Annotated in this window: 22 protein-coding genes; 17 read left to right on the top strand and 5 right to left on the bottom strand. The window is 65.2% G+C overall.

All coding sequences use genetic code 11. From position 1 onward, the window contains the following. Window positions 1–10 precede the first annotated feature (10 nt). The 4 genes from nuoN to ACFSM0_RS00155 are packed head-to-tail and all read left to right on the top strand — an operon-like array spanning window position 11 to window position 4,678. Entirely contained in the window at window positions 11–1,450 is a 1,440-nt protein-coding gene (nuoN, locus tag ACFSM0_RS00170; protein ID WP_377385384.1) for an NADH-quinone oxidoreductase subunit NuoN, read from the top strand. A 4-nt stretch (window positions 1,451–1,454) separates the two neighbouring features. Beyond that, window positions 1,455–2,213 carry a biotin--[acetyl-CoA-carboxylase] ligase gene (locus ACFSM0_RS00165; protein WP_377385381.1) on the top strand — a complete coding sequence of 253 codons (759 nt, stop codon included), beginning with the start codon at window positions 1,455–1,457 and terminating at the stop codon, window positions 2,211–2,213. 9 nt (window positions 2,214–2,222) lie between these two features. Further along, a complete protein-coding gene (locus ACFSM0_RS00160) occupies window positions 2,223–3,005 on the top strand; it encodes a type III pantothenate kinase (RefSeq protein ID WP_377385378.1) in 783 nt (260 codons plus the stop codon). Between the two features lie 47 nt (window positions 3,006–3,052). Then, window positions 3,053–4,678 (top strand): ribonuclease J, encoded by a 1,626-nt coding sequence (locus ACFSM0_RS00155; RefSeq protein ID WP_377385699.1) that lies wholly within the window; start codon window positions 3,053–3,055, stop codon window positions 4,676–4,678. Window positions 4,679–4,806: 128 nt separating this feature from the next. On the opposite strand, the gene ACFSM0_RS00150 is transcribed toward ACFSM0_RS00155, so the two are convergent. After that, complete coding sequence (locus tag ACFSM0_RS00150; protein WP_377385375.1) at window positions 4,807–5,646, bottom strand: universal stress protein; 840 nt, start codon at window positions 5,644–5,646, stop codon at window positions 4,807–4,809. A gap of 259 nt (window positions 5,647–5,905) precedes the next feature. On the opposite strand from ACFSM0_RS00150, the gene ccoN reads away from it, so the two are divergent. The 8 genes from ccoN to ccoS all read left to right on the top strand — a co-directional run bounded on the left by ccoN (window position 5,906) and on the right by ccoS (window position 14,000). Beyond that, window positions 5,906–7,504: a cytochrome-c oxidase, cbb3-type subunit I gene (gene ccoN, locus ACFSM0_RS00145; protein ID WP_377385372.1), complete on the top strand. Its 1,599-nt coding sequence runs from the start codon at window positions 5,906–5,908 to the stop codon at window positions 7,502–7,504. A 12-nt stretch (window positions 7,505–7,516) separates the two neighbouring features. Next, window positions 7,517–8,245: a cytochrome-c oxidase, cbb3-type subunit II gene (ccoO, locus tag ACFSM0_RS00140; RefSeq protein WP_097070337.1), complete on the top strand. Its 729-nt coding sequence runs from the start codon at window positions 7,517–7,519 to the stop codon at window positions 8,243–8,245. Between the two features lie 11 nt (window positions 8,246–8,256). Then, window positions 8,257–8,472 carry a cbb3-type cytochrome oxidase subunit 3 gene (locus ACFSM0_RS00135; RefSeq protein ID WP_377385368.1) on the top strand — a complete coding sequence of 72 codons (216 nt, stop codon included), beginning with the start codon at window positions 8,257–8,259 and terminating at the stop codon, window positions 8,470–8,472. A gap of 12 nt (window positions 8,473–8,484) precedes the next feature. Next, on the top strand, window positions 8,485–9,378 hold the full coding sequence (gene ccoP / locus ACFSM0_RS00130; protein WP_377385365.1) for a cytochrome-c oxidase, cbb3-type subunit III: 894 nt from the start codon (window positions 8,485–8,487) through the stop codon (window positions 9,376–9,378). A gap of 242 nt (window positions 9,379–9,620) precedes the next feature. Further along, window positions 9,621–11,120, top strand: coding sequence for a cytochrome c oxidase accessory protein CcoG (gene ccoG, locus ACFSM0_RS00125; protein ID WP_377385362.1), 1,500 nt, complete (start codon window positions 9,621–9,623; stop codon window positions 11,118–11,120). A gap of 1 nt (window position 11,121) precedes the next feature. Further along, complete coding sequence (locus ACFSM0_RS00120; protein ID WP_377385359.1) at window positions 11,122–11,577, top strand: FixH family protein; 456 nt, start codon at window positions 11,122–11,124, stop codon at window positions 11,575–11,577. A 6-nt stretch (window positions 11,578–11,583) separates the two neighbouring features. Next, a complete protein-coding gene (locus ACFSM0_RS00115) occupies window positions 11,584–13,830 on the top strand; it encodes a heavy metal translocating P-type ATPase (protein WP_377385356.1) in 2,247 nt (748 codons plus the stop codon). A gap of 11 nt (window positions 13,831–13,841) precedes the next feature. Beyond that, window positions 13,842–14,000 carry a cbb3-type cytochrome oxidase assembly protein CcoS gene (gene ccoS, locus ACFSM0_RS00110; RefSeq protein ID WP_377385353.1) on the top strand — a complete coding sequence of 53 codons (159 nt, stop codon included), beginning with the start codon at window positions 13,842–13,844 and terminating at the stop codon, window positions 13,998–14,000. 69 nt (window positions 14,001–14,069) lie between these two features. Here the strand turns inward: ccoS and ACFSM0_RS00105 are convergent, their stop codons facing one another. Continuing rightward, the gene (locus ACFSM0_RS00105; RefSeq protein ID WP_377385350.1) at window positions 14,070–15,803 is read right to left on the bottom strand and encodes a D-alanyl-D-alanine carboxypeptidase family protein; all 1,734 of its coding nucleotides are present in this window, start codon (window positions 15,801–15,803) and stop codon (window positions 14,070–14,072) included. 239 nt (window positions 15,804–16,042) lie between these two features. Next, the gene (locus tag ACFSM0_RS00100; protein ID WP_377385347.1) at window positions 16,043–16,738 is read right to left on the bottom strand and encodes an HAD family hydrolase; all 696 of its coding nucleotides are present in this window, start codon (window positions 16,736–16,738) and stop codon (window positions 16,043–16,045) included. A 169-nt stretch (window positions 16,739–16,907) separates the two neighbouring features. Between ACFSM0_RS00100 and clpS the strand changes: the two genes are divergently transcribed. From clpS to ACFSM0_RS00085, 3 genes are read left to right on the top strand one after another with little or no spacing between them, the layout of a single operon-like run. Next, on the top strand, window positions 16,908–17,234 hold the full coding sequence (gene clpS / locus ACFSM0_RS00095) for an ATP-dependent Clp protease adapter ClpS (RefSeq protein ID WP_377385696.1): 327 nt from the start codon (window positions 16,908–16,910) through the stop codon (window positions 17,232–17,234). A gap of 24 nt (window positions 17,235–17,258) precedes the next feature. Continuing rightward, a complete protein-coding gene (locus ACFSM0_RS00090) occupies window positions 17,259–18,326 on the top strand; it encodes a class I SAM-dependent methyltransferase (RefSeq protein ID WP_377385344.1) in 1,068 nt (355 codons plus the stop codon). 34 nt (window positions 18,327–18,360) lie between these two features. Continuing rightward, window positions 18,361–19,176 carry an SDR family NAD(P)-dependent oxidoreductase gene (locus ACFSM0_RS00085; protein WP_377385341.1) on the top strand — a complete coding sequence of 272 codons (816 nt, stop codon included), beginning with the start codon at window positions 18,361–18,363 and terminating at the stop codon, window positions 19,174–19,176. On the opposite strand, the gene ACFSM0_RS00080 is transcribed toward ACFSM0_RS00085, so the two are convergent. Next, window positions 19,177–19,584, bottom strand: coding sequence for a hypothetical protein (locus tag ACFSM0_RS00080; RefSeq protein ID WP_377385338.1), 408 nt, complete (start codon window positions 19,582–19,584; stop codon window positions 19,177–19,179). It lies immediately after the preceding gene. Between the two features lie 218 nt (window positions 19,585–19,802). Here ACFSM0_RS00080 and ACFSM0_RS00075 point away from each other — a divergent pair, with 218 nt between their 5' ends. After that, on the top strand, window positions 19,803–21,773 hold the full coding sequence (locus ACFSM0_RS00075; protein ID WP_377385335.1) for a DEAD/DEAH box helicase: 1,971 nt from the start codon (window positions 19,803–19,805) through the stop codon (window positions 21,771–21,773). A gap of 72 nt (window positions 21,774–21,845) precedes the next feature. On the opposite strand, the gene hemE is transcribed toward ACFSM0_RS00075, so the two are convergent. Continuing rightward, window positions 21,846–22,877: a uroporphyrinogen decarboxylase gene (hemE, locus tag ACFSM0_RS00070; RefSeq protein ID WP_377385332.1), complete on the bottom strand. Its 1,032-nt coding sequence runs from the start codon at window positions 22,875–22,877 to the stop codon at window positions 21,846–21,848. A 117-nt stretch (window positions 22,878–22,994) separates the two neighbouring features. On the opposite strand from hemE, the gene hemC reads away from it, so the two are divergent. Further along, window positions 22,995–23,942 carry a hydroxymethylbilane synthase gene (hemC, locus tag ACFSM0_RS00065; protein ID WP_377385329.1) on the top strand — a complete coding sequence of 316 codons (948 nt, stop codon included), beginning with the start codon at window positions 22,995–22,997 and terminating at the stop codon, window positions 23,940–23,942. The last annotated feature ends 39 nt before the right edge of the window (window positions 23,943–23,981 follow it).

The following is a 23,981-nucleotide window of genomic DNA, read 5'->3' as shown; positions in this document are numbered from 1 at the left end:
AGAAACTGAGATGACTTCCAACGATTTCTCTCTCGTTCTGCCCGAGTTCCTGCTCGCGCTCTACGCGATGGCGGCGCTCTTGGCCGGGGTCTGGACCGGCAAGGACAAGGTGGCGATGCCGATCCTCTGGGTCACGGTGGGGGTGATGCTGCTTTTGGGCCTCACCATCGGCGTGGCGGGCGGCGGCGCCGATACCGCCTTTGGCGGGCTCTTCATCAATGACGGCTTCGCGCGCTTTGCCAAGGTGATCATCCTTGTCTCGGCGGCGGCGGTGCTGGCGATGAGCGCCGATTACCTGAACCGGCGCGGGCTCTTGCGCTTCGAATTCCCGGTGCTGATCGTGCTGGCCGTCACCGGCATGATGATGATGGTTTCGGCGGGCGATCTGATGTCGCTCTACATCGGGCTCGAGCTGCAATCGCTCGCGCTCTATGTGGTGGCGGCGCTGCGCCGCGATTCCGCGCGCTCCTCGGAGGCGGGTCTGAAATACTTCGTGCTCGGCTCGCTCTCTTCGGGGCTTCTGCTTTATGGCGCCTCGCTTGTGTACGGCTTTGCCGGCACCACCTCTTTCGCGGGCATCATCACCGTCGTCGAACAGGGCCACCTGCCGATCGGGCTTTTGTTCGGGCTTGTGTTCCTGCTTGCGGGGCTCGCCTTCAAGGTCTCGGCCGTGCCCTTCCACATGTGGACGCCCGACGTTTACGAGGGCTCGCCCACCCCGGTCACCGCCTTCTTCGCCACCGCGCCGAAACTCGCCGCGATGGGGCTGATTGCGCGCGTTGTGCATGACGCCTTTGGTCAGGTGCCGGGCGAATGGGGGCAGGTGCTGGGCGCGCTCGCGCTGCTCTCGATGTATCTGGGCGCGATTGCCGGGATCGGTCAGCGCAACATCAAGCGGCTGATGGCCTATTCCTCGATCTCGCATATGGGCTTTGCGCTCCTGGGCCTGATGGCGGGCACCGCCGAGGGTGTGCAGGCGATGCTGATCTACATGACGATCTACACCGTGATGAACGTCGGCACCTTCGCCTTCATCCTCGCGATGGAGCGCGACGGCGCCCCGGTGACCGAGATCTCGGCGCTCAACCTGCTTTCCAAGGCCGAGCCGCTGAAAGCGCTCGCGCTGATGGTGCTGCTCTTTTCGCTCGCGGGGGTGCCGCCGATGCTTGGCTTCTGGGCCAAGTTCTCGGTGCTCAAGGCTGCGGTCGATGGCGGCTATCTCTGGGTGGCCGTGGCGGCGGTGGTCGCCTCGGTGATCGGCGCCTTCTACTACCTGCGCCTTGTCTACTTCATGTATTTCGGCTCTGAGACCGATCCGCTCGATGCCCGCATGCCCGCGGTGCAATGGATCTTGCTCGTCGGGTCTGCGGTCGTGATGGTGGCGGGGTCGATCAGCCTTTTCGGGCTCGATGGTGCGGCGCAGGCCGCGGCAGCCGCGCTCGTTCACTGAGACCATGTCGGCGGATGCAGACTGGCCCGAGGGGGTGGCACGCCACGTCCTCGGGCAAACCGATTCAACAATGTCCGAAGCCGCAAGGCTCGCGCCGCATCTGAGCGGCCCGGCCTGGGTTTTTGCCCATAAGCAAACCGCGGGGCGGGGCAGGCGGGGGCGCGACTGGATCGCGCCCGAGGGCAATTTTGCCGCCACTTGCGTGTTTCGCCCCGCCGTATCGCCCCCCACGGCGGCGCTTTATTCCTTCGTGGCGGCGCTCGCGCTCGAAGAGGCGTTGCGCAGGGTCGCGGGCCCCGGCCCGGTGCTTTCGATCAAATGGCCCAATGATGTGCTCCTGAACGGCGGCAAGGTCGCGGGGATCTTGCTTGAGAGCGTCTCTGCGGGGGGCGCGGTTGGTCATCTTGCCATCGGTATCGGCGTGAACCTCGCCGCCGCCCCCCCGGTCGGGGCGCTTGAGCCGCACGCCATGCGCGCCGTCTCGCTTGCCGGGGAAACCGGGCTCAGCGTCGCGCCGCTCGCCTTTCTGCCGCCGCTTGCCTGCGCCTTCGCCCGTCATGCGGCGGTGTTTGACCGCGAGGGGTTCGCCCCCATTCGCGCGGCATGGCTTGCCCGCGCCGCAAGGATCGGGCAAAGGATCACCGCCCGCACCGGAACCGAGAGCCGGGACGGCATTTTCGAGACGATCGACGAGACCGGCGCCTTGATCCTCAACACCGGGGCCACGCGTCACGCCATTTCGGCGGCGGATATCTTCTTTTGAGGGGGCGACATGCTTCTGTGCATCGACTGCGGGAATACCAACACGGTCTTTTCGGTCTGGGACGGCAGCGCTTTCCGCGCCACATGGCGCATCGCCACCGATCACCGCCGCACCGCCGATGAATATTTCGTCTGGCTCTCGACGCTGATGGCGCTCAAGGGCCTTGGCGTGGGCGGGCAGATCCGCGAGGCGATCATCTCCTCCACCGCGCCGCGCGTTGTGTTTAACCTGCGTGTGCTTTGCAACCGCTATTTCGATTGCCGCCCGCTTGTTGTCGGCAAGCCCGATTGCGAGCTGCCGGTCGCGCCGCGTGTTGACGAGGGCACGACCGTCGGCCCGGACCGGCTGGTGAACACGGTCGCGGGGTTCGACCGCCATGGCGGCGACCTGATCGTGGTGGATTTCGGCACCGCCACCACCTTCGATGTGGTGGATGGTGACGGCGCCTATATTGGCGGCGTGATCGCGCCGGGCGTGAACCTCAGCCTCGAGGCGCTGCATATGGCAGCGGCCGCATTGCCGCATGTGGACGTCACGAAGCCGCAAGGGGTGATCGGCACGAATACGGTGGCCTGCATACAATCGGGGGTGTATTGGGGCTATATCGGCCTTGTCGAGGGGATTGTGCGCCAAATTCGCATGGAGCGTGACCGCCCGATGAAGGTGATTGCGACGGGCGGGCTTGCGCCGCTCTTCGATCTGGGGTTCGATCTGTTCGACAAGGTCGAGGATGACCTGACCATGCATGGGTTGCGGCTCATCTTCGATTATAACAAGGGGCTTGGGGCGTGAGCGACAGACTGATCTATCTTCCTCTGGGGGGTGCCGGCGAGATCGGCATGAACACCTATGTCTACGGCTATGGGCCGGAGGGGAAGGAACGGCTGATCGTCATTGATCTGGGTGTGACCTTCCCGGATATGGAGGGCTCTCCCGGGGTCGATCTGATCATGGCCGATGCCGCCTGGCTTGAGGCCAATGTGAACCGGATCGACGCGATCTTCCTCACCCACGGGCATGAGGACCACATCGGCGCGATGGCGCATCTGTGGCCGAAGCTGAAGGCCCCCGTTTATGCCCGCCGCTTCACCGCGCATCTGGCGCAGTTGAAGATGGAAGAGGCGGGGCTCCCCTCGGATATGATCCGCATCGTCGAGCCGCGCCCGAAGGCGGTGGAGGTGGGGCCGTTCCGGGTGCAGTTCGTTCCCGTCAGCCATTCGATCCCGGAAAGCTCCTCGCTGGTGATCGACACGCCCGCGGGGCGTGTGGTGCATACGGGCGATTTCAAGCTTGATGGCAATCCGGTGGTGGGCGAGCCCTTCGACCCGCTCGAATGGCATGAGATCGCGCATGAGGGCACCGGGGTGAAGGTGCTGTGCTGTGATTCGACGAACGTGTTCTCGCATACGCCGGGGCGCTCGGAATCGACGCTGGTGAGCCCGCTCAAGGATCTGATCGCGGCGCAAAAGGGGATGGTTGTCGCCACCACCTTCGCCTCCAACGTGGCACGTCTGAAAACGCTGGCAGAGGCCGGGCGGGCTGCGGGCCGCTCGGTCTGCCTGCTGGGGCGCGCCATGCGCAAGATGGTGCAAGTTGCCGAAGAAACAAATGTTCTCAAGGGGTTTCCGGGCACGTTGAGCCCCGAAGACGCGGTTGAGGTGGGGCGCGACAAGCTGATGCTGATCGTCACCGGCAGTCAGGGCGAGCGGCGCGCCGCCACTGCGCAGCTCAGCCGTGGCAAATATCTGGGCTTTGAGATGAAGGAGGGGGATACGTTCCTCTTCTCCTCGAAAACGATCCCGGGCAATGAGCGCTCGGTCATTCGCATCATGAACGCGCTCTCCGAAATGGGGGTGGATGTGGTCGATGACCACGGCGGGCTCTATCACGTTTCGGGCCATGCGAACCGGCCCGACCTCGACGCGGTGCATGACCTGCTGCGGCCGCAGATCCTCATTCCGATGCATGGTGAGCACCGGCATCTGCGCGAACATGCAAAGATTGCCGCTTCCAAAGGGATCGCGACCGAAGTGGCGACGAATGGCACGATGATCGACCTGACGGGCGCCGCGCCGAAAGTGGTGGAATATATCGAGACCGGGCGGGTTTATCTGGACGGGTCCGTGCTGATTGGCGCGCTGGATGGCGTGGTGCGGGACCGGATCCGCATGGCGCTGAACGGGCATGTGCTGATCACGGTGATCGTGGACGAAGATGATGCGCCCTTGGGCGATGCCTGGGTCGAGCTGATGGGGCTGCCGGAGCGGGGCAAGTCGGGCGGCGATCTGATGCGGATCGTCGAGGATGAGCTTTCTGCCTTCCTTGAGAGCGCGCCTGACAAGGTGATCCGCAATGACGACAAGCTCGACGAGGCCCTGCGCCGGATCGCGCGTCAGGTGGCGATGGAAGAAATCGGCAAAAAGCCCGAGGTCACGGTCGTCGTCAGCCGCTTGATGGCAGAATAAGGGGGCGCTTCGGCGCTGCCGAAGCCCATGACCCCGGCGCGCCGCGCGCTGAAGCTGCCCTGATCCGCATCACGCCAGACCGGCGGGGGGCATCCCCCCGCCCGGTGCGCCTTGCGGGCGTCAGGCGCTCAATGCGCCATCAGGATCGGCACTTCGGCCTGCTCCAGCATGTTGCGCGTGGCGCCGCCCAGGATCGCCTCGCGGAAGCGCGAGTGCCCATAGGCGCCCATCACCACCATCTGCGCCGAGCTGTCGCGCACATGGCGGTTGATCACGTCGGAGACCCGCGGCAGCGTTTTCGCCAGCACCGAAACCTCGACCTTCACCCCGTGCCGCGCGAGCCATTGCGAAAGTTGCCCGCCCGGATCGGAGCGTTCCGGCCCATGTGCGGGCGGGTCGATCACGGTGATATCCACGAGTTGCGCGCGTTGCAGAAGCGGCAGCGCCTCGCGGATCGCGTTCATCGCCTCGTCAGACTGGTTCCACGCCACCACCACGCGCCGCGGGGTCAGGTTCACGCGCTGCCCGTCCGGCACGATCAAGACCGGCGCTTGCCCCTCGAAGAGCGCGGCCTCGACCGCGGCCTCAAGCTCCTGACCGCGCCCCGAGCCATAGGGATGGCTCATCACCACCAGATCGGCAAAGCGGGCCCTGAGCCCCACCACCGTGGCAATCGCGCCGATTTGCGCCACCACGGCCTCGGTGCTCCAGCGGATATCCTCGCGGGAAAGCCGGTCATTGACCGCCTTTTCAGTCTCCCGCGCCTCTTCTTGCGCGCGGTCGAGAACTTCTTGCTGCACAAACGCCGTTGCTCCGGCATAGTAGTAGCCAGTCTGGGTGCGATCGACGCCCAGACAGAGCACTTCAAGGTGCGCATCCTCGGCGCGGGCAACCGCCACCGCCGAGTCAATCTGTCCCTGTGTCTGTGAGACTTCCGTCACAATCGTCAAAACCGTCTTATAGGCCATTTTGTGCCCCCTGAATCTCGGAATCTCAGTAATACCTAGCGATTCGAATGGGTTTGCGCATTGACGCGGATCAATGCTCACGGATAGTTGTGGTGGGCGGGGTGTCATGATGCGGCGAAACAACGCACCCTCTTGTCAAGAGTTTGATTGAGATCAAGGCGGGTGTCATACCCTAAAAACACAACAGACAAGTCGAGACACTGCCGCCCTGACCGACTCGGATGGGACGGCGGAAAAACAAGACAAAGGGACGCACAATATGTGGGATTATATCAAGCTGATCGCGCTTGGTCTCGCGGCGGCGGTGGCGGCATACGCCGCCAGCCAGGCGCGGGACCTGCCGTATATGGTGAACATGATCGAGGCCATGCTCGCGGCCGCGATCGCGTTCATTTGGGTGCTTCGCACCATGGGGGACCCGAAGCCCTCGCAAAACGAGTATGTCGACAGCGTGATCCGCGCGGGTGTCATCGCCACGACCTTCTGGGGTGTGGTCGGTTTCCTCGTCGCCGTGATCATCGCCTTCCAGCTCGCCTTTCCGCAACTGAATATCGAACTCGGTAACGGGATGTTCAACTTCGGCCGGATGCGGCCGCTGCACACCTCGGCGGTGATTTTCGCCTTTGGGGGCAACGCGCTGATCGCTTCGGCCTTCTACGTGGTGCAACGCACCTCGGCGGCGCGGCTCTTTGGGGGCTCGGCGCTCGGCTGGTTCGTGTTCTGGGGCTGGCAGTTGATCATCGTGATGGCGGCTTCGTCCTACCTGCTTGGCGGCTCGCAGGGCAAGGAATACGCCGAGATGAACTGGCATATCGACCTGTGGATCACCGTTGTCTGGGTGGCCTACCTGCTCGCCTTCCTCGGCACGATCTTCAAGCGCAAAGAGCCCCACATCTACGTGGCGAACTGGTTCTACCTCTCCTTCATCGTCACCATCGCGATGCTGCACATCGTCAACAACCTCGCCATTCCGGTCTCGATCTTCGGCTCGAAATCGGTCGCGGTGATGTCGGGCGTGCAGGATGCGATGACGCAATGGTGGTATGGCCACAACGCGGTGGGCTTCTTCCTGACCGCGGGCTTCCTTGGCATGATGTATTATTTCGTGCCCAAGCAAGCGGAACGCCCCGTCTATTCCTACAAGCTCTCGATCGTGCACTTCTGGGCGCTGATCTTCCTCTACATCTGGGCCGGTCCGCACCACCTGCACTATACCGCGCTGCCTGACTGGGCCTCGACGCTCGGCATGGTGATGTCGGTGATCCTGTGGATGCCGTCCTGGGGGGGCATGATCAACGGTCTGATGACGCTCTCGGGCGCGTGGGACAAGCTCCGCACCGATCCGGTGATCCGCATGATGGTGGTTTCCATCGGCTTTTACGGCATGTCGACGTTTGAGGGCCCGATGATGTCGATCAAGGCGGTGAACTCGCTCTCGCACTACACCGACTGGACCATTGGCCACGTGCACTCCGGTGCGCTCGGCTGGAACGGCATGATCACCTTCGGCACGCTCTACTTCCTGACGCCGCGGCTCTGGGGCCGGTCTGGCCTCTACTCGCTGAAACTCGTGAGCTGGCACTTCTGGCTCGCCACCATCGGGATCGTGCTCTACGCCGCCTCGATGTGGGTGTCGGGGATCATGCAGGGCCTGATGTGGCGTGAAGTGGACAGCCAGGGCTTCCTCGTGAACGCCTTTGCCGACACCGTCGCGGCGATGCATCCGATGTTCGTGGTGCGTGGTCTGGGCGGGGTGCTCTACCTCACCGGCGGCATCATCATGGCCTACAACCTCTGGGCCACCGTGGCGAAGCAACCGAAGACCACTTCCGCTTCGATTGCGGTTCCGGCGGAATAAGGAGAGACGCAGATGGCAATTCTGGACAAACACCACGTTCTGGAAAAGAACGCGACGCTGCTGCTGATCTTCTCCTTCCTCGTCGTCACCATCGGCGGGATCGTCGAGATCGCGCCCTTGTTCTACCTTGAAAACACGATCGAGAAGGTGGACGGGATGCGTCCCTACACCCCGCTCGAACTCACCGGCCGCGATATCTACATCCGCGAGGGCTGCTATGTCTGCCACTCGCAGATGATCCGGCCGATGCGCGACGAGGTGGAACGCTACGGTCACTATTCGCTTGCGGCGGAATCGATGTACGACCACCCGTTCCAGTGGGGCTCGAAGCGGACGGGGCCTGACCTCGCCCGCGTGGGCGGCCGCTATTCGGATGCGTGGCATGTCGAACACCTGACGAACCCGCAATCGGTGGTGCCGGAATCGGTGATGCCGAGCTACAGCTACCTGTCGCATGTGCCGCTCGATAACACCTACATCGAGGACCGTCTGAGCACGGACGCTCTCGTGGGGGTGCCCTATACCTCGGAGATGATCGCGACCGCGAAAGCCGATTTCGTCGCGCAGGCGAACCCGGACGAAGACAGCGAGTCGCTCGTCGAGCACTACGGCGAAAAAGTGAACATCCGCAATTTCGACGGCCAGCCCGGCCTCACCGAAATGGATGCGCTGATCGCCTATTTGCAGGTTCTGGGGACCATGGTCGACTTCTCGACCTTCCAACCCGTGGCCAGTCGCTGAGGAGAGCGGGGATGGACTATCATATCTTGCGTGAATTCGCCGATAGCTGGGCGGCGGCAGCGATGCTGCTCGTCTTCATCGGGGCCGTGGTCTGGGCGTTCCGCCCCGGCGCGCGGGGCACTCACGCCGATACCGCGAACATCCCTTTCCGGCATGAAGACAAACCCGCCGATCCCGGCGCGGACCGCAAAGCGGCGCCGCGCCCGGACGACGGCGCCACGCGGTAAGGAGGCGTGGAGATGAGCAAAAAACCGACGACCAAAAAAGAGGTGCAGACCACGGGTCACCAGTGGGATGGCATCGAAGAACTCAATACCCCGCTGCCGCGCTGGTGGCTGTGGACCTTCTACGCCTGCATCATCTGGGGTGTGGCCTATTCGATCGCGATGCCGGCCTGGCCGATCTTCGCCTCGGGGGCAACGCCGGGGATTCTGGGCTCTTCGACGCGCGCCGATGTGCAAGCCGAGATCGACAAGTTCGCGGCGATGAACAAGGCGGTCGAAGACAAGCTGGTGGCGACCGATCTCACCGAGATCGCCAAGGACCCGGAGCTGGTGACCTACACCACCAACGCCGGTGGCGCGGTGTTCCGCACCTGGTGTGCGCAGTGCCACGGGGCGGGGGCGGGCGGCAACACCGGCTTCCCGAGCCTGATCGACGGTGACTGGCTGCATGGCGGCACGATCGAGCAGATCTATCTCGACGTGCAGCACGGCATCCGTGACCCGCATGACCCCGACACCAACCCGGCGGCGGCGATGCCCGCGCATCTCGACGACGAGATCCTCGAACCCGAGCAGATCGCCGACGTGGTGCAATACGTGCTGCAGATCTCGGGTCAGCAAGCCGATGCCGAGAAGGCCTCGGTGGGGGCGGAGGTCTTTGCCGACAACTGCACCGCCTGCCACGGCGAGGATGCCAAGGGCATGCATGAGACCGGCGCGCCGAACCTCACCGACGCGATCTGGCTCTATGGCGGCGATGAGGCAACGATCACCAAGACGATCCAGCATGGCCGCGCGGGCGTGATGCCCTCGTGGAGCTATGGCTCGACCGAAGGCACCTCGCGCCTGACCGAAGTGCAGATCCGCGCCGTGGCCTCTTATGTCCACAGCCTCGGCGGTGGGGAATAAACGCTCCAGATAGTCAGGGCAGCCTTCGGGCTGCCCTGATGTGCACCGACGCCCCGTCCTGTTCGCGCGTTTCTTGGGGCGTCGGTGTTTACGCTTGCCCTCCACCTCTCTGCCCTTGCGACATTTGGTCCCATGTGGCACTCAGGCGCGGCACGATGACAGCCCCGGCGCATTGGTGTATCGCAAATCTGTCTTTGCATGCACATATCGAAATTGCGTATCGAGGCATCCTCCCGGAGCCGATGCAGCGGCCCGGATGCACGCGACATGCCAACGGAGATAAACCCGTGAGCTCCACCGAACCGACCGACGACGCGCCGCTTTACGCCGCGCGCGAACCCGTTTTTCCGAAGCGTATTTCCGGTAAATTCCGTTCTCTGAAATGGATCCTGATGGCGCTGATGCTCGGCATCTACTACGTGCTGCCGCTGATCCGCTACAACCGTGGCCCGGCGCTGCCCGATCAGGCGGTGCTTCTCGATCTCGCGAATCGCCGTTTCTTCTTTTTCGGTCTCGAAATCTGGCCGCATGAGTTTTACTTCGTCGCGGGCCTGCTGATCATGGCGGGGCTCGGCCTCTTTCTCTTCACCTCGGCGCTGGGGCGCGTGTGGTGCGGCTATGCCTGCCCGCAGACGGTCTGGACCGATCTTTACATTCTCGTCGAGCGTTGGGTCGAGGGCGACCGCAACAACCGCATCCGGCTGCACCGCCAGCCCTGGAATGCCGAAAAGATCCGCAAGCGGCTCACCAAATGGGGGCTCTGGCTCTTGATCGGGCTCGCCACCGGCGGCGCCTGGGTGTTCTATTTCACCGATGCGCCCACGCTGGTGCGTGACCTCTTTGCCGGCACGGCCTCGCCGGTGGCCTACACCACGATCGCTGTCGCCACCGCCACCACCTTTGCCTTTGGCGGCTTCGCGCGCGAGCAGATGTGCATTTATGCCTGCCCGTGGCCGCGGATTCAGGCGGCGATGATGGACGAAGACACGATCACCATCGCTTACCGCGAATGGCGCGGCGAACCGCGTGGCAAGCTGCACAAGGGGCAGGTGGCCGAAGGGCAGGGCGATTGCATTGATTGCATGGCCTGTTTCAACGTTTGCCCGATGGGGATCGACATCCGCAACGGCCAGCAGCTGGAATGCATCACCTGCGGGCTCTGCATCGACGCCTGCAACGAGATCATGGACAAGATCGGCAAGCCGCGCGGCCTTGTCGGCTACATGGCGCTCAAAGACGAGGCGAACGAGCGCGCCGGCAACAAGGTGACGAATATCTGGAAGCATGTGCTGCGTCCGCGCACGCTGCTGTATTTCACCCTCTGGGGGGGCATCGGCGTTGCACTCGTGGTCGCGCTGGTGATGCGCTCGCCGCTGGATTTCAACGTCACGCCGAACCGCGATCCGCTCTATGTGCTTCAGCCCGATGGCACGATCCGCAACATTTACACGATGCGGATCCGCAACAAGCATGGCGAAACGGTTGAATACCGGATCTCGGCCACCACCGATGATTACGAGGAAACCCAGGCGTTGAAACTGACGCTGGAGGGGCAGGCAAGCGACACCGTCACCGTTCCGGCGGATCAGCTTTACAACCAGCGTCTTTATCTTGATGCTGGCCCCGGATCGAAACTGGCCGCAGCCAACCGCACCGACATCAAGATCTGGGTCGAGCAGGTTGGCGAAGACGAGCCCGTTCAGGACTCGGCCAATACGGTGTTCAACGGCAAGGGCAAGTAAGATGGCAAAACCTCTGACCGGGCGCAAGGTTCTGGCGATGTTCGTGGGCTTTTTCGGCCTGATCATCGCGGTCAACGTGACGATGGCTTATAATGCCATCAAAACCTTCCCCGGCCTTGAGGTGGCCAATTCCTACGTTGCCTCGCAGACCTTCGATATCGACCGCGACGCGCAGGAGCGGCTCGGCTGGACGGTCGCGCCGCGCTATGAAAACGGCGTTCTCACCATCGCCATCCGTGACCGGGCGGGCGCGCCTGCCCCGGTCGCGGATCTTGATATTCTCGTCGGCCGCACCACCATGTCGGCCGACGACCAGACCCCAGAGATGACGCTGACCGATGGCGTTTTTGCCGCGCCGATGGTGCTCGCGCCCGGCGCCTGGCTGATCCATCTCACCGCAAAAGCCGCCGATGGCACGCTCTTCCGCCAGAGGCTCGATTTCTTCGTCGAGGGCTGAGCCCAGATGACTGTTTACCCCCTCGCGCCCGCGCGCCAAGCGCCCGACTATGATCTCGCCGCGGATGCGGGCGAAGACCATGTTTCTGCCTCTGCCTGCCCGGCCTGCCTTGCGGCGCCCTCGGCAGAAGACCTCGCCAGATCGGGCGATATCAAGGGCGCGCGGATCATGCTCTCGTTGCCCACCGCGCATTGCGCCGTTTGCATCACCGATGTCGAGCGCGAGATGGAGGCCACCCCCGGCGTGCGCTCGGCGCGGGTGAACCTGACGCTCAAGCGGGTTTCGGTCGATGCCGAGGCGGGGGTGGCGGCGGAAGACCTGATCGCCCGGCTCGACCGCATCGGCTATGAAGCCTATGAGCTTGACCCCGGCATGCTCTCGGCCACCGAGACCGACAAGCGGGGGCGGGACCTTTTGATGCGCATCGGTGTCGCGGGCTTCGCGATGATGAACATCATGCTTCTGTCGATCGCCGTCTGGTCGGGGGCAGAGGCCGCCACGCGCGACATGTTCCACTGGATCTCGGCGGCGATTGCGCTGCCCACCGTGGTTTTTGCCGGCAAGCCGTTCTTTGCCTCCGCCTGGGGCGCGCTGCGCCATGGCCGGCTCAATATGGATGTGCCGATCTCGCTGGCGCTCGTGCTGGCCTCCGGCATCTCGATCTTCGAGACCATGCACCATGGCCATCACGCCTATTTCGACGCGGCGGTGATGCTCGCCTTCTTCCTGCTTGTCGGGCGCTATCTCGATTACCGCACCCGCGCCGTGGCGCGCTCTGCCGCCGAAGAGCTTGCCGCGCTGGAAGTGCCGCGCGCAACGCTCTGGCGGGGCGGGGTGGAACAGGTGGTGCCGGTGGCCGATCTGCGCCCCGGAGACCTGATCCGGCTGCGTCCGGGCGGGCGCATCCCGGCCGACGGCGAGGTGATCGAGGGCAGTTCCGAGACCGACCGCTCGCTTTTGACCGGCGAGACGCTCCCCGTTTATGTGGGCCCCGGCACGATGCTCTCGGCGGGCGAGGTGAACCTCACCGGCCCGCTCACCCTGCGCGTGACGGCGGCGGGCAAAGACAGCTCGCTCCACCGCATGGCCGACCTTGTCGCCATGGCCGAGAGCGCAAAGACCCGCTACACGACCTTGGCCGAACGCGCCGCGCGGCTCTATTCGCCGCTCGTGCATTTGCTCTCGTTCTCGGCCTTCGGCTTCTGGCTCTGGGCGAGCGGGGGGGATCTGCGCCTTGCCGTCAATATTGCCGCTTCGGTGCTGATCATCACCTGCCCCTGCGCGCTTGGCCTTGCCGTGCCCGCGGTGGTGACGGCGGCGAGCGGCAAGCTCTTCCGCAAGGGGCTGCTGATCAAGGACGGCACCGCGCTTGAGCGGCTTGCCGAGGTGGACACGGTTGTTTTTGACAAGACCGGCACGCTGACGATGGGCGCGCCGGTGCCCGAGAACCTTGCGGATTTTGACACCGAAATGCTTTCGATCGCCGCGGCTCTGGCGGCGGCGTCGGCGCATCCGCTGGCAAAGGCGCTCCACGGCGCGGCTCTGGCACAGGGGATCGTGCCCGCGCGGCTCGACGATCTGCGCGAGGTGCCGGGGTTTGGCGTGGAGGGGCGGCTTGGCGCGCGCGTGCTGCGGCTGGGCCGGTCGGACTGGGTGGGCGCGCCGCCCGCCGAGACCACGGCGACGCATCTGCGGGTGGGAGAGGCCGCGCCCGTCACCTTCCGCTTTTCCGACCATCTGCGCCCCGGCGCTGCCGAAGCTGTGGCACTCCTGCAGGCGCAGGGCAAGGAGGTGCTTCTTGTTTCGGGCGATGTCGAGGCGGCGGTCGCCGCGCTTGCCGCCCGGCTTGGCATTCGCGAGTGGCGCTCTGCCACGCTGCCGGCGGAGAAAGCGGCGCTCGTGGCCGAGCGGATGGGGCAGGGGGCGCGGGTGCTGATGGTGGGCGACGGTCTCAACGACACCGCAGCACTTGCCGCCGCCCATGTCTCGATCTCGCCGGCCTCCGCGCTCGATGCCGCGCGCACCGCCTCTGACATCGTGCTCCTTGGCCAGGATCTTTCGCCCGTGGGCGATGCGCTGCGCATCGCCGTGCAGGCGCGGGCCCGCATCAAGCAGAACTTCGCGGTCTCGGCGCTCTACAACGTCATCGCCGTGCCGCTGGCATTGGTCGGTTTTGCCACGCCGTTGATGGCGGCTTTGGCGATGTCTGCATCCTCGATCACCGTGTCGCTCAATTCACTCAGGCTGCGCTAAGGAGACCGCCCATGTCGGTGCTGACCTATCTCATCCCGATCTCGCTGTTTCTGGGCGGCTTTGGCCTTGTTGCCTTTGTCTGGGCGCTCAGGAACCGGCAATATGACGACCCGAAGGGGGATGCCGAGCGCATCCTTTCCAGCAAATACGACGACCATCCGAAGCTCTGAACCGGGGGCGCATAACGCAAAGGCCCGGGCAAAGCGCCCGGGCCTTTGCGTTTTGAAAGGAGCGGCGCGTTACGGCCCGATCACCGAGCAGGTGACCGCGCGCGCGGCCAGACGGGCACAGGCAAGGTCTGCATCGGCGCGGGTGAGGCCCACAAACAGCGCCTCATGCCCGGTGGGGCGCGCGGCGACCTTGCGCAGCCCCTCGCCGAGCGCGGTGCTTTCCATCAGGGCCGTTTTCAAAAGCGCCTGTTCGGCGGCATATTGCGAGTTATATTTGCCAAGGCTGATGCCGTATTGGCGCCCGCCGGCGCTCGAGGCGCGGGCCACCACTTCGCGGCGCGCTTGCGGCGCGGGGGCGGGGGGGCCGAGTGCGGCGAGGATCACCGTGTCGTTGCGATGACGCCGATCCATTGCCAGCGTCTCGGGTTGCGGCGTCGCCGTCTGGATGAAGATCGGCGCGCCGGCATCGGCATCGCCCTGCTCGATCACGCCTTCGTCCATCATCGCCAGCGTCTCGGGTTGCGGCGCGGTGAGTTGGGACAGCGCAATCGGCGTTTCCGGCCCGGCCAGATCTTCCTCCGGCGTGGCCACGGCCAGCTGAACCTCGGGCGCAGCGGGTTTTGCGGCGGGTTTTGCGCTGGGGCGCGTGGTGCCCTGAGCCGGGCGCACCGAGACAGCGGGTTCGGCGGCGGGTTCGGCGGCGAGCGCGATGGCGGGCGGGGCGGCAGGAGCGTCTGCGGGCGGGGCCGCAGCGGCCAGCGCCACGGCGGCGGCGATCGCATCGGCATCAACCTGCGGCACGGCGGCCGGGGCGGCCGCCAGCGCCACGGGGGCGGGGCGGGAGAGCGGGCGCGGGCTGCGGGCAAGGCCTGCCACGCGCGCCTCTTCGCCCTCTTCGGGGCTGTCTGGCGCCCCATCCACCTGCGGCCCGGCAATGTCGTTGGCGGCATTGGCCAGCAGCATCGGCGGCTCGGGTTTTTCGGTGCGGGCGCGATCGGGGGCGCGGGCAAAGCCGAGATCCAGGAGTTCGGCCACTTTCGCGTTGCGGCTGGCCGTCGAGGTGCCGCCGAACACCACCGCGATGATCCGCTTGTTGCCGCGCTTGGCCGAGGCGACGAGGTTGAAGCCGGCGGGCACGGTGTAGCCCGTCTTGATGCCGTCGGCGCCTTCGTATGCATCGAGGAAGCGGCGGTTGGTGTTGGCCACGCGCATCACGCCCGCATCGGCGGTGCGGCGCGAGAACAGGTTGTAATATTGCGGGAAATCATAAAGCACATGGCGCCCGAGGATCGCCATGTCATGCGCGGTCGACAGGTGCCCGGCGCGGGTGAGCCCGTTGGCGTTCTTGAAGGTGGTGTTCTTCATGCCGAGCTGCTTGGCGGTCGCGGTCATGCGGGCGGCAAAATTCGCCTCGTTGCCGCCGATGTAATCGCCAAGCGCCGCGGCAGCGTCGTTCGCGGATTTGATCGCGGCCCCGCGGATCAGGTAGCGCACCGCGATTTTTTGGCCCTTTTTCAGCCCGAGGCGCGAAGGGGCCTGACCGGCGGCATTGGCGGAAACGGTCACCATCGTGTCGAGGGTGAGCCGGCCGGATTCGATTTCCTGAAAGGTGATGTAGAGCGTCATCATCTTGGTGAGCGAAGCGGGATGGAGCCGCGTATCCGCATTTTGCTGATAGAGCACCTCGCCGGTGCGTGCGTCCATCACATAGGCGGCGAAAGGCGCCGCCCACAGCGCCACCGGCGCCACAACGAGTAGGATTGCTACTAGCCCTGAACGGACCCAGCGCGAAAGCCTGGTCACGGAACTGCCCTTGATTTGCCTCTGGATGCTTCCTTTTGAACAGAAGCTTGCGGCTAACGTAACACGGCTTTTTCGCGGTGAAAACCATCAAGATTCAAAGGGTTCGACTGCGGCCCTAAAGCAACGGATCGGGGCTTGCTACAATATGTAGTGGTGTGAGCCCTGTTTTGCCGCATCTGATGGGGTGGCCTGGGCGCTCTCAGGCTTTGGGAGGGGTCGCGGCCATGCTTTCGGCGTGGTCATCCTATTCTTGTGATCACGGACTCAAGCCCGCCCAGATCCATGAGTTCGGCAAAGCGTGGATGGCCCTCCGGGCGGGGGGCATGTTCGAGCGCCCAGGTCAGCTCATGGGGCACGTGCACCGCCCATCCGCCCGCGGCCAGCATTGGCAGAATATCGGATTTCAACGAATTGCCGATCATCATCGCCTCTTCGGCCCCGGTGCCGTGGCGGGCAAACACCCGCGTATAGGTTTCGGCGGTCTTGTCGGAGACGATCTCGACCGCGTCGAACAGATCGCCGAGGCCCGATTGTGCAAGTTTGCGTTCCTGATCAAGGAGATCGCCCTTTGTCACCAGAACAAGCCGGAACCGCCCCGACAGCGCCTCCACCGCGGCGCGCGCCTTGGGCATCAGTTCGATCGGATGGGCGAGCATCTCGCGCCCCGCCGCAAGGATTTCGCCGATCACCGTGGCAGGCACCCGGCCGGAGCTGACCTCGATCGCGGTCTCGATCATCGAAAGGGTGAAGCCCTTCACACCAAAGCCATAGGCGCCAACATTGCGCCGCTCGGCCTGCAGCAGCCGCTCATGCAGATGCGCGGGCTCCGCATGCGCGCTCAGCAACGCCTCGAACCGGGCCTGGGTGAGGTGAAAGAAGCGCTCGTTGTGCCACAACGTGTCATCGGCGTCGAACCCGATCGTGCTCAGAGCCATGCTTTCCCCCAGTGCGTGTGCGGCGTTGGCCGGTGCCGCGGCAGCCTGCCGCGAGGGGGCGGATTTGGCAACTGTTTCGCAAAGGCTTTTTTTCTGACACCATGTTCCTATATTGCCCCTCATGCGCAACGATTCCCTGCCCCCGGAGGACCCCGTGCTTCACCCCCTTATGGCCAGCGCCGGAGATGATGGCGACCACGAGGGCGATGCCGGGCTCGCCACCAAAACCAAGACCCGCACGCAGCGCCCGCCGATGTACAAGGTGTTGCTTCTGAACGACGATTACACGCCGATGGAATTCGTCGTGCATATCCTTGAGCGGTTTTTCGGCATGAGCCATGCCCAGGCCTTCGAGATCATGCTGACGGTGCACAAGAAGGGGCTTGCGGTGGTGGGGGTCTATTCCTTCGAGGTCGCGGAGACCAAGGTGGCGCAGGTGATGGATTTTGCCCGCCGCCATCAGCATCCGTTGCAATGCACGATGGAAAAGGAGTGAGGGCGTCCGCCCTCTGAGCCAAAAATGAGCCAGTCCCGCCTGTCGCTCGCGTTTGACGCGCTTGCTGTTGTGCCGCCTGAAGGGCGGATTGCCGCCTTCCGTGCCACTGCCGACACGGATCTTTCCGCGCTTCCCAAAGCGCGCCTCCATGTCATTCAGGGGTTCCGCCCCGATCACGATGCGCTCAAGGCGCGCGGTTTCGAGGTCTCTCCCGCGCCCGAGGGGCGCTATGCGGCGGCGGTGGTGTTTGTGCCCCGCGCCAAGGCCGAGGCGCGCGCGCTTCTGGCCGCCGCCTGTTCCCTTGTGACGCCGGGCGGGCCGATCTTTGTGGACGGGCAAAAGACCGACGGCATCGATTCCCTGCTCAAGGATTTGCGCGCACAGATCGCCGTCTCCGACCCGATCTCCAAGGCGCATGGCAAGATCTTTGCCTTTGCCGCCGCGCCAAAGGCGCTTGCGGCATGGGCCGCAGCGCCGATCACCCCGGCGGAGGGCTTTACCACGCTGCCCGGCGTGTTTTCCGCCGAGGGCATCGACCGCGGCTCGGCGCTTCTGGCGGCGTGCCTGCCCGAGCATCTGCCGGCCCGTGTGGTTGACCTTGGCGCCGGCTGGGGCTGGCTCTCCGCGCAGATCCTTGCGCGGCAGGGGGTGGAGCGGCTCGACCTCGTTGAGGCGGAGGCCGCCGCGCTCGACTGCGCGCGCCAGAACGTGACCGATCCGCGGGCCGTGTTTCACTGGGCCGATGCGCGCAGTTTCACCCCTGCCGATCCGCGGCCGCTTTGCGTGGTGATGAACCCGCCTTTCCACACCACCCGCGCCGCCGATCCCGCCCTTGGGGCCGCGTTCATCCGTGCGGCGGCGGGCATGCTCTCGCTTTCGGGCAGCCTCTGGATGGTGGCGAACCGGCATCTGCCCTATGAGGCGGTGCTGCGCGAGCGTTTCCACGAAGTGACCGAGATCACCCCGCCCACCGGGCGCGACGGCGCCTTCCGTATCTTCCATGCCGAACGGCCGATTGCCCATGCGGGCAAGCCGCCCGCCGCCGCGCCCGAACCGGTGAAAACCCGCCGCGTCGTGCGCAGCCGGCGCTGAGATCGGTTCCCCCGAAGCGGCCAAAGGAGCCTGCATGACCCTCGCCATTTCCGGCAAGACCACAATCGTCACCGGTGCCGCCAACGGCATCGGCCTTGCCATCGCGCGCCACTTCCTTGACCGGGGCGCGCATGTGATCTGCGCCGATATCGACGAGGCGCGGCTGCAGGCCGAATGGGGCGATGCGGCGCGCGATGAAAACGGCCCGGTGCGGCTGTTCACCGGCAACCTGTGTGAAAAGCTCACCGCCGCCAATCTGCTTTCGGCTGCCGTGGATGCCTTTGAACGGATTGACATTTTGGTCAATGCCGCGCGGGTTTTCGCGCCCACGCCCGATCCGCTCGACCCCTCCGACACCGGGCTTGACGAGATGCTGGCCCAGAACATGAAATCGAGCCTGCGGCTCGCGCAGATGACCGCGAAGCGGATGATCGCGCAGGCCGAGAAGGAAGAGCGGAGCGAGGGGGAGCTTGGCTCGATCATCAATGTCTCGACCCTCGCGGGCTGCCGCAACCAGCCGCAATTGCTCAATTATTCCATTGCCTGCGCGGCGCAGGATCAGGCGACGCGGGCGCTGGCAGTGGCGTTGGCGCCGCACCGGATCCGGGTGAATGGCGTGGCTTTTGCCTCGCTGATGAGCGCCTCGCTGCAAGTGGCGTTGAAGGAAAACACGCCGTGGCGCGGCGCGATTGCCGAGGGCACGCCGCTGGGCCGGATCGCCGCCGCCTCGGAGCTGGTCGACACGGTGCAATATCTGGCCTCGCCCGGCGCGGGCTTTGTCACCGGGCAGATCGTCACCGTCGACGGCGGGCGAGGCCTTCTCGATCCGGTCTGCGTGCCCGCCTATTGATCACTCGGGATAGCTGGCCTTGCAGGCCGCCACCGCGGAATTGGCGGCCGGGGTGAGGGCGCGGATCTTGGCCCTGAGCCCGTCGCGCTTGCGCGCTTCGGCGGCCGGGTCGATCGGCACCTGCCGGGTGCGGGTGACGGTGTAATCCTCAAGGCACATGCGCGATTTCTCGATCACCGTGCCATCGGCGCGGCTGATCCGGTCCATGCCGCAGACCTCCCAACGGGTCATCGGCACCTCATAGTCTTCATAGGCATAGCCGCGCGCGAGGTTGCCCTCGACTTCGGCCTGGAGCGATTGCAAGTTGCGCAATTCGCGGGTTTCGCGCTGGATGCAGCGCTCTTGCGGCGTGCCGCAGCCGGCAAGAGTGCCAAGGGCGAACAGGGTGAGAAGCGGGAGCATGCGCATGAGGGCCTCCGTGGTTGGGCGCATCTTTCCCGTTGCGACCGCGCTTGGCAAGCCCGGGCAGGGGGGCGCTGCCCCCCTCTTGCCCTTTGGGCAATTCACCCCCCGGGATATTTGCACAAAGTCGAAGGGCAGTATTTTCAGGCTCTTTGCACTCTGGGCTTTCTTTTCAGGCGGAAGGAGCGTAGAAGCCGCCCTTTCCGCCATATGAAAGCGCCCCCATGACCGAGTTTCCCCATCTTCCCGCAGCGCTCGCACAGGCGCTGGTCGCGCGAGGCTATGAAGCCCTCACGCCGGTGCAGGAGGCGGTGACGAAACCCGAGATCGCGGGGCGCGACCTGCTCGTTTCGGCGCAGACGGGGTCGGGCAAGACCGTCGCTTTTGGCTTGGCGATGGCGGACGAATTGATCGGCGAGTCGGGGATTTCGCCTTACCCCGATTTGCCGCGTGCGCTGGTCGTGGCGCCGACGCGCGAGCTTGCGATGCAGGTGAGCCGCGAGCTGGGCTGGCTTTATGCGGGCGCGGGGGCGGTGATCGCGGGCGCCGTGGGCGGCATGGATGCCCGCGCCGAGCGCCGCGCGCTCGAACGCGGCGCGCATATCGTTGTGGGCACGCCGGGGCGGATTTGCGACCATATCCGGCGCGGTGCGCTTGATCTGGCCGCGCTCTCTGCGGTGGTGCTCGACGAGGCCGATGAGATGCTTGACCTTGGCTTCCGCGAAGATCTGGAATTCATTCTCGAATCCTCGCCCGAGAACCGCCGCACGCTGATGTTTTCGGCCACCGTCCCGCGCGAGATCGAGCGGCTGGCGGGCACGTTCCAGCGCGAGGCGGAGCGGATTTCCACCATCACCGCGCGCGAAAGCCATGCCGACATTGACTACCGCGCGCTTCTGGTGGACCGCAGCGACCGGGAAAATGCGATCGTGAACCTGTTGCGCTTCCATGAGGCGGAGCGGGCGATCGTGTTTTGCTCGACGCGCGCGGCCGTGGCGCATCTGACCGGGCGGCTTCTCAACCGCGGCTTTTCGGTGGTGGCGCTGTCGGGGGAACTGACGCAGGATGAGCGCTCGCGCGCGCTGCAGATGATGCGCGACGGGCGGGCGCGGGTGTGCATTGCCACCGATGTGGCTGCGCGCGGCATTGACCTGCCGGGGCTTGAACTGGTGATCCACGCCGATCTGCCGATGAACCGCGAGGGGCTTTTGCACCGGTCGGGCCGCACCGGTCGCGCCGGGCGCAAGGGGCTTTCGGCGATTGTCGTGCCGGCGAATATTCGCGCCAAGGCCGAGCGGCTGATCCGCGAGGCGGGCGTTGCCGTGACCTGGGATACCGCGCCGACGCCGGAGGCGATTCTCGCGCGGGACGAAGAGCGGATGCTGACCGAGCCCGGCCTCACCGAGCCGGTGACGGCTGAGGAATTCGACGCGGTCGAGCGGTTGCTGGCGGCGTTTCCGGCCAAGCAACTGGCGGCAGCGGTGCTGCGCCAGTTCCGCGCCGCGCGGACCCCGCCCGAAGATATCGTGCCGATGACGGTGGGCGAGGGGCCGAAGCCGCGGGCGCGCGAAGAATTTGGTGCCGCGCGCTGGTATCGGCTCTCGATGGGGCATGACCAATGGGTCGATCCGAAATGGCTTTTGCCGATGCTGTGCCGCGCGGGGGATCTGACCCGCCGCGACATCGGCATGATCCGGGTGATGCAGGACGAGACCTTCGTGCAGATCCATGAAAGCATGGCCGCGCGGTTCGAGGCGGGGCTCGGTCCTGACCGGGTGATGGAAGGCAAATGCACCGTCGAGACGCTGCCGGGCATGCCCGAGGGGCTCGACCGCCCGGCGCCGAAGCCCGCGCGCTGGGGCAACAAGGGGGGCGAGCGCGCCGAGCGCAAGCCCTACGAGAAAAAGCCTTATGCGGCGCGCAGCTATGGCGACAAACCGGCGCCGAAGCCGCATCGCAAGGGGCCGCCGCGCGAGGAGCGTGCCGAGGGTGAGGCGCGGTTCGAGCCGGCAGAGCGCCCGGCCCGCAAACCCGATGGCGCGGCGCCCAAGGGCCGCAAGGCCGCGCCCTGGGCGCGTGAGGGGGGCCATGGTGCCGCCGCCAAGGACGGCAAGCCGAAAGCGAAATATGGCGCGAAGCCGGGGCCCGGGCCGAAACCCGGCAAGCCCGGACCGAAAAAGCCGCGCAAGGCCTGACACAGGGCCTGACAATCGACATAAAAAGGGGGCCGCGTGGCCCCCTTTTGCTTTGGTCTCCCCGACCGCAGCTTAGCCCTTGCGGATGGTTTCCATCAGGAGCGTGACGTTTTCCGGGTCGGCCTCGGGGGTGATGCCATGGCCGAGGTTGAAGATATGCGGCCCGTTCTTGAACGCCGCCACCACCTTCTGCGTGGCTTCGACCAGCGCCTGCCCGCCCGTCACCATATAGGACGGGTCGAGGTTGCCCTGCACGCAGCCGTCTTTTTGCACATTCGCGGCGGCCCATTCGGGCGAGACCGAATTGTCGATCGCCACGCAATCGGCGCCGGTCTTTTTCGCAAAGCCGATATAGCCCTCGCCCGCTTCGCGCGGGAAGGCGATGACCGGCAGGCCGGGGAAGCGCGCTTTCAGCTCTGCGGTGATGCGCTTGGCCGGTTCGACCGCGAAATCTTCGAAATCCTGCCCTTTGAGCGAGCCGGCCCAGCTGTCGAAGAGCTTGACGACTTCGCAGCCCGCTTCGACCTGCTTGGAGAGATATTCGATCGTTGCATCGGTGACGGCGTCGATCAGCGCCGAGAAGGCGGCGCGGTCGGTGTCCTTGAGCTTGTGCGCGGCGGCCTGATCTTTCGAGCCGCGGCCCGCGATCATGTAGGTGGCGACGGTCCAGGGCATGCCGGCAAAGCCGATGAAGGTGGTTTCTTTCGGCAGCTCGCGCGCGAGGATGCGGCAGGTCTCATAGACCGGGGCGAGCTTGTCGTGGATGTCATCCTTGCCCTTGAGCGCCTTCACGCCCGCCATCGAAGTGACGGTGGACATGCGCGGCCCTTCGCCGGTTTCAAACCACAGATCGAGCCCGAGCGCTTGCGGCAAAAGCAGGATATCGGCAAACAGGATCGCGGCGTCAAAGCCATAGCGGCGGATCGGTTGCAGCGTCACTTCCGCCGCCAGATCGGGCGTGTAGCACAGCGAAAGGAAGTCGCCCGCCTGCGCGCGCGTGGCCCGGTATTCGGGCAGATAACGGCCCGCCTGCCGCATCAGCCAAACCGGGGGCGTGGGAAGAACTTCACCCTTGAGGGCGCGCAGCATCGTCTTGTCGGTCATGGAGGCCTCCTTACTTGCTCTCTTTCATCGTCCCCTGCGGCTGAATGTCAAGTCTTGTTGACACTTGTAAAGCTTGCGCGGGCAATCTGACGCGGATATGCCAAGCGTATGGAACAGATGCCCTCGCCCAAAGCCCCGCTGAAGATCGGCACCCGCGGCAGCCCTCTGGCGCTCGCGCAAGCCTTTGAGACCCGTTCGCGGCTCATGGCCGCGCATGATCTGCCCGAAGACGCCTTCGAGATCGTCGTGATCAAGACCTCGGGCGACAACGCGGCCCTGATCGCCGCCGACAAGCCTTTGAAAGAGGTGGGGGGCAAAGGCCTCTTCACCAAAGAGATCGAAGAGGCGATGATCTCCGGCGGCATTGATATTGCCGTGCATTCGATGAAGGACATGCCGACGGTGCAGCCCGAGGGACTGATCCTCAACTGCTACCTGCCGCGCGAAGACACCCGCGACGCCTTCGTGTCGCTGAAATACGACTCGCTCGATGCCCTGCCCGAGGGCGCCGTGGTCGGCACCTCGTCGCTGCGCCGCCGTGCGCAACTCGCCTATCGCCGCCCCGATCTGAAGATGGTCGAGTTCCGCGGCAACGTGCAGACCCGGATGAAAAAACTGCAAGACGGCGTGGCCGATGCCACCTTCCTTGCGCGCGCCGGTCTGAACCGTCTTGGCATGTCGGATGTGGCGAAATCCTCGATCGAGCCCGAAGAGATGCTGCCCGCCGTGGCGCAGGGCTGCATTGGCATCGAGCGCCGGATCGCTGACGAACGTTGCGCCGAACTGCTCTTGCCCTTGATGGATGGCCCCTCGGGGCTGCGGCTCGCCTGCGAACGCGCCTTCCTGCGCACGCTCGATGGCTCTTGCGAGACGCCGATTGCGGGCCTGTCGATCATCGACGGCGACGAGATCTGGCTGCGCGGCGAGATCCTGCGCCCCGATGGTTCGGAAGCGATTGCCGATGCGATTCGCGGCCCCGCCACCGATGGCGAACGGCTGGGCGAAGAGCTCGCCAAGCGCATGCTCGCCGCGGCACCGGCTGATTTCTTCAGCTGGCGATGCTGAGCCACTGAGCCCTTCTGGACCTCGGGCCGGGAAGAAGCA

The organism is Rhodobacter lacus (assembly GCF_042683065.1).
Taxonomy (GTDB): domain Bacteria; phylum Pseudomonadota; class Alphaproteobacteria; order Rhodobacterales; family Rhodobacteraceae; genus Rhodobacter; species Rhodobacter lacus.
The sequence above is the reverse complement of the archived record's forward strand: the minus strand, read 5'-3'. Positions and strand labels throughout refer to the sequence as shown.

Bases quoted from the DNA above. Each gene is read 5' to 3' on its own strand.
- ACFSM0_RS00085 (WP_377385341.1), top strand. From the start codon at position 18,361: ATGACCCTCGCCATTTCCGGCAAGACCACAATCGTCACCGGTGCCGCC.
- clpS (WP_377385696.1), top strand. From the start codon at position 16,908: ATGGCCAGCGCCGGAGATGATGGCGACCACGAGGGCGATGCCGGGCTC.
- nuoN (WP_377385384.1), top strand. From the start codon at position 11: ATGACTTCCAACGATTTCTCTCTCGTTCTGCCCGAGTTCCTGCTCGCG.
- ACFSM0_RS00090 (WP_377385344.1), top strand. From the start codon at position 17,259: ATGAGCCAGTCCCGCCTGTCGCTCGCGTTTGACGCGCTTGCTGTTGTG.
- ccoG (WP_377385362.1), top strand. From the start codon at position 9,621: ATGCAGCGGCCCGGATGCACGCGACATGCCAACGGAGATAAACCCGTG.
- ACFSM0_RS00100 (WP_377385347.1), bottom strand. From the start codon at position 16,738: ATGGCTCTGAGCACGATCGGGTTCGACGCCGATGACACGTTGTGGCAC.
- ccoS (WP_377385353.1), top strand. From the start codon at position 13,842: ATGTCGGTGCTGACCTATCTCATCCCGATCTCGCTGTTTCTGGGCGGC.
- ACFSM0_RS00120 (WP_377385359.1), top strand. From the start codon at position 11,122: ATGGCAAAACCTCTGACCGGGCGCAAGGTTCTGGCGATGTTCGTGGGC.
- ACFSM0_RS00135 (WP_377385368.1), top strand. From the start codon at position 8,257: ATGGACTATCATATCTTGCGTGAATTCGCCGATAGCTGGGCGGCGGCA.
- hemE (WP_377385332.1), bottom strand. From the start codon at position 22,877: ATGACCGACAAGACGATGCTGCGCGCCCTCAAGGGTGAAGTTCTTCCC.
- ACFSM0_RS00115 (WP_377385356.1), top strand. From the start codon at position 11,584: ATGACTGTTTACCCCCTCGCGCCCGCGCGCCAAGCGCCCGACTATGAT.
- ACFSM0_RS00160 (WP_377385378.1), top strand. From the start codon at position 2,223: ATGCTTCTGTGCATCGACTGCGGGAATACCAACACGGTCTTTTCGGTC.
- ACFSM0_RS00080 (WP_377385338.1), bottom strand. From the start codon at position 19,584: ATGCGCATGCTCCCGCTTCTCACCCTGTTCGCCCTTGGCACTCTTGCC.
- ccoP (WP_377385365.1), top strand. From the start codon at position 8,485: ATGAGCAAAAAACCGACGACCAAAAAAGAGGTGCAGACCACGGGTCAC.
- ACFSM0_RS00165 (WP_377385381.1), top strand. From the start codon at position 1,455: ATGTCGGCGGATGCAGACTGGCCCGAGGGGGTGGCACGCCACGTCCTC.
- hemC (WP_377385329.1), top strand. From the start codon at position 22,995: ATGCCCTCGCCCAAAGCCCCGCTGAAGATCGGCACCCGCGGCAGCCCT.
- ccoO (WP_097070337.1), top strand. From the start codon at position 7,517: ATGGCAATTCTGGACAAACACCACGTTCTGGAAAAGAACGCGACGCTG.
- ccoN (WP_377385372.1), top strand. From the start codon at position 5,906: ATGTGGGATTATATCAAGCTGATCGCGCTTGGTCTCGCGGCGGCGGTG.
- ACFSM0_RS00155 (WP_377385699.1), top strand. From the start codon at position 3,053: ATGAACACCTATGTCTACGGCTATGGGCCGGAGGGGAAGGAACGGCTG.
- ACFSM0_RS00075 (WP_377385335.1), top strand. From the start codon at position 19,803: ATGACCGAGTTTCCCCATCTTCCCGCAGCGCTCGCACAGGCGCTGGTC.
- ACFSM0_RS00150 (WP_377385375.1), bottom strand. From the start codon at position 5,646: ATGGCCTATAAGACGGTTTTGACGATTGTGACGGAAGTCTCACAGACA.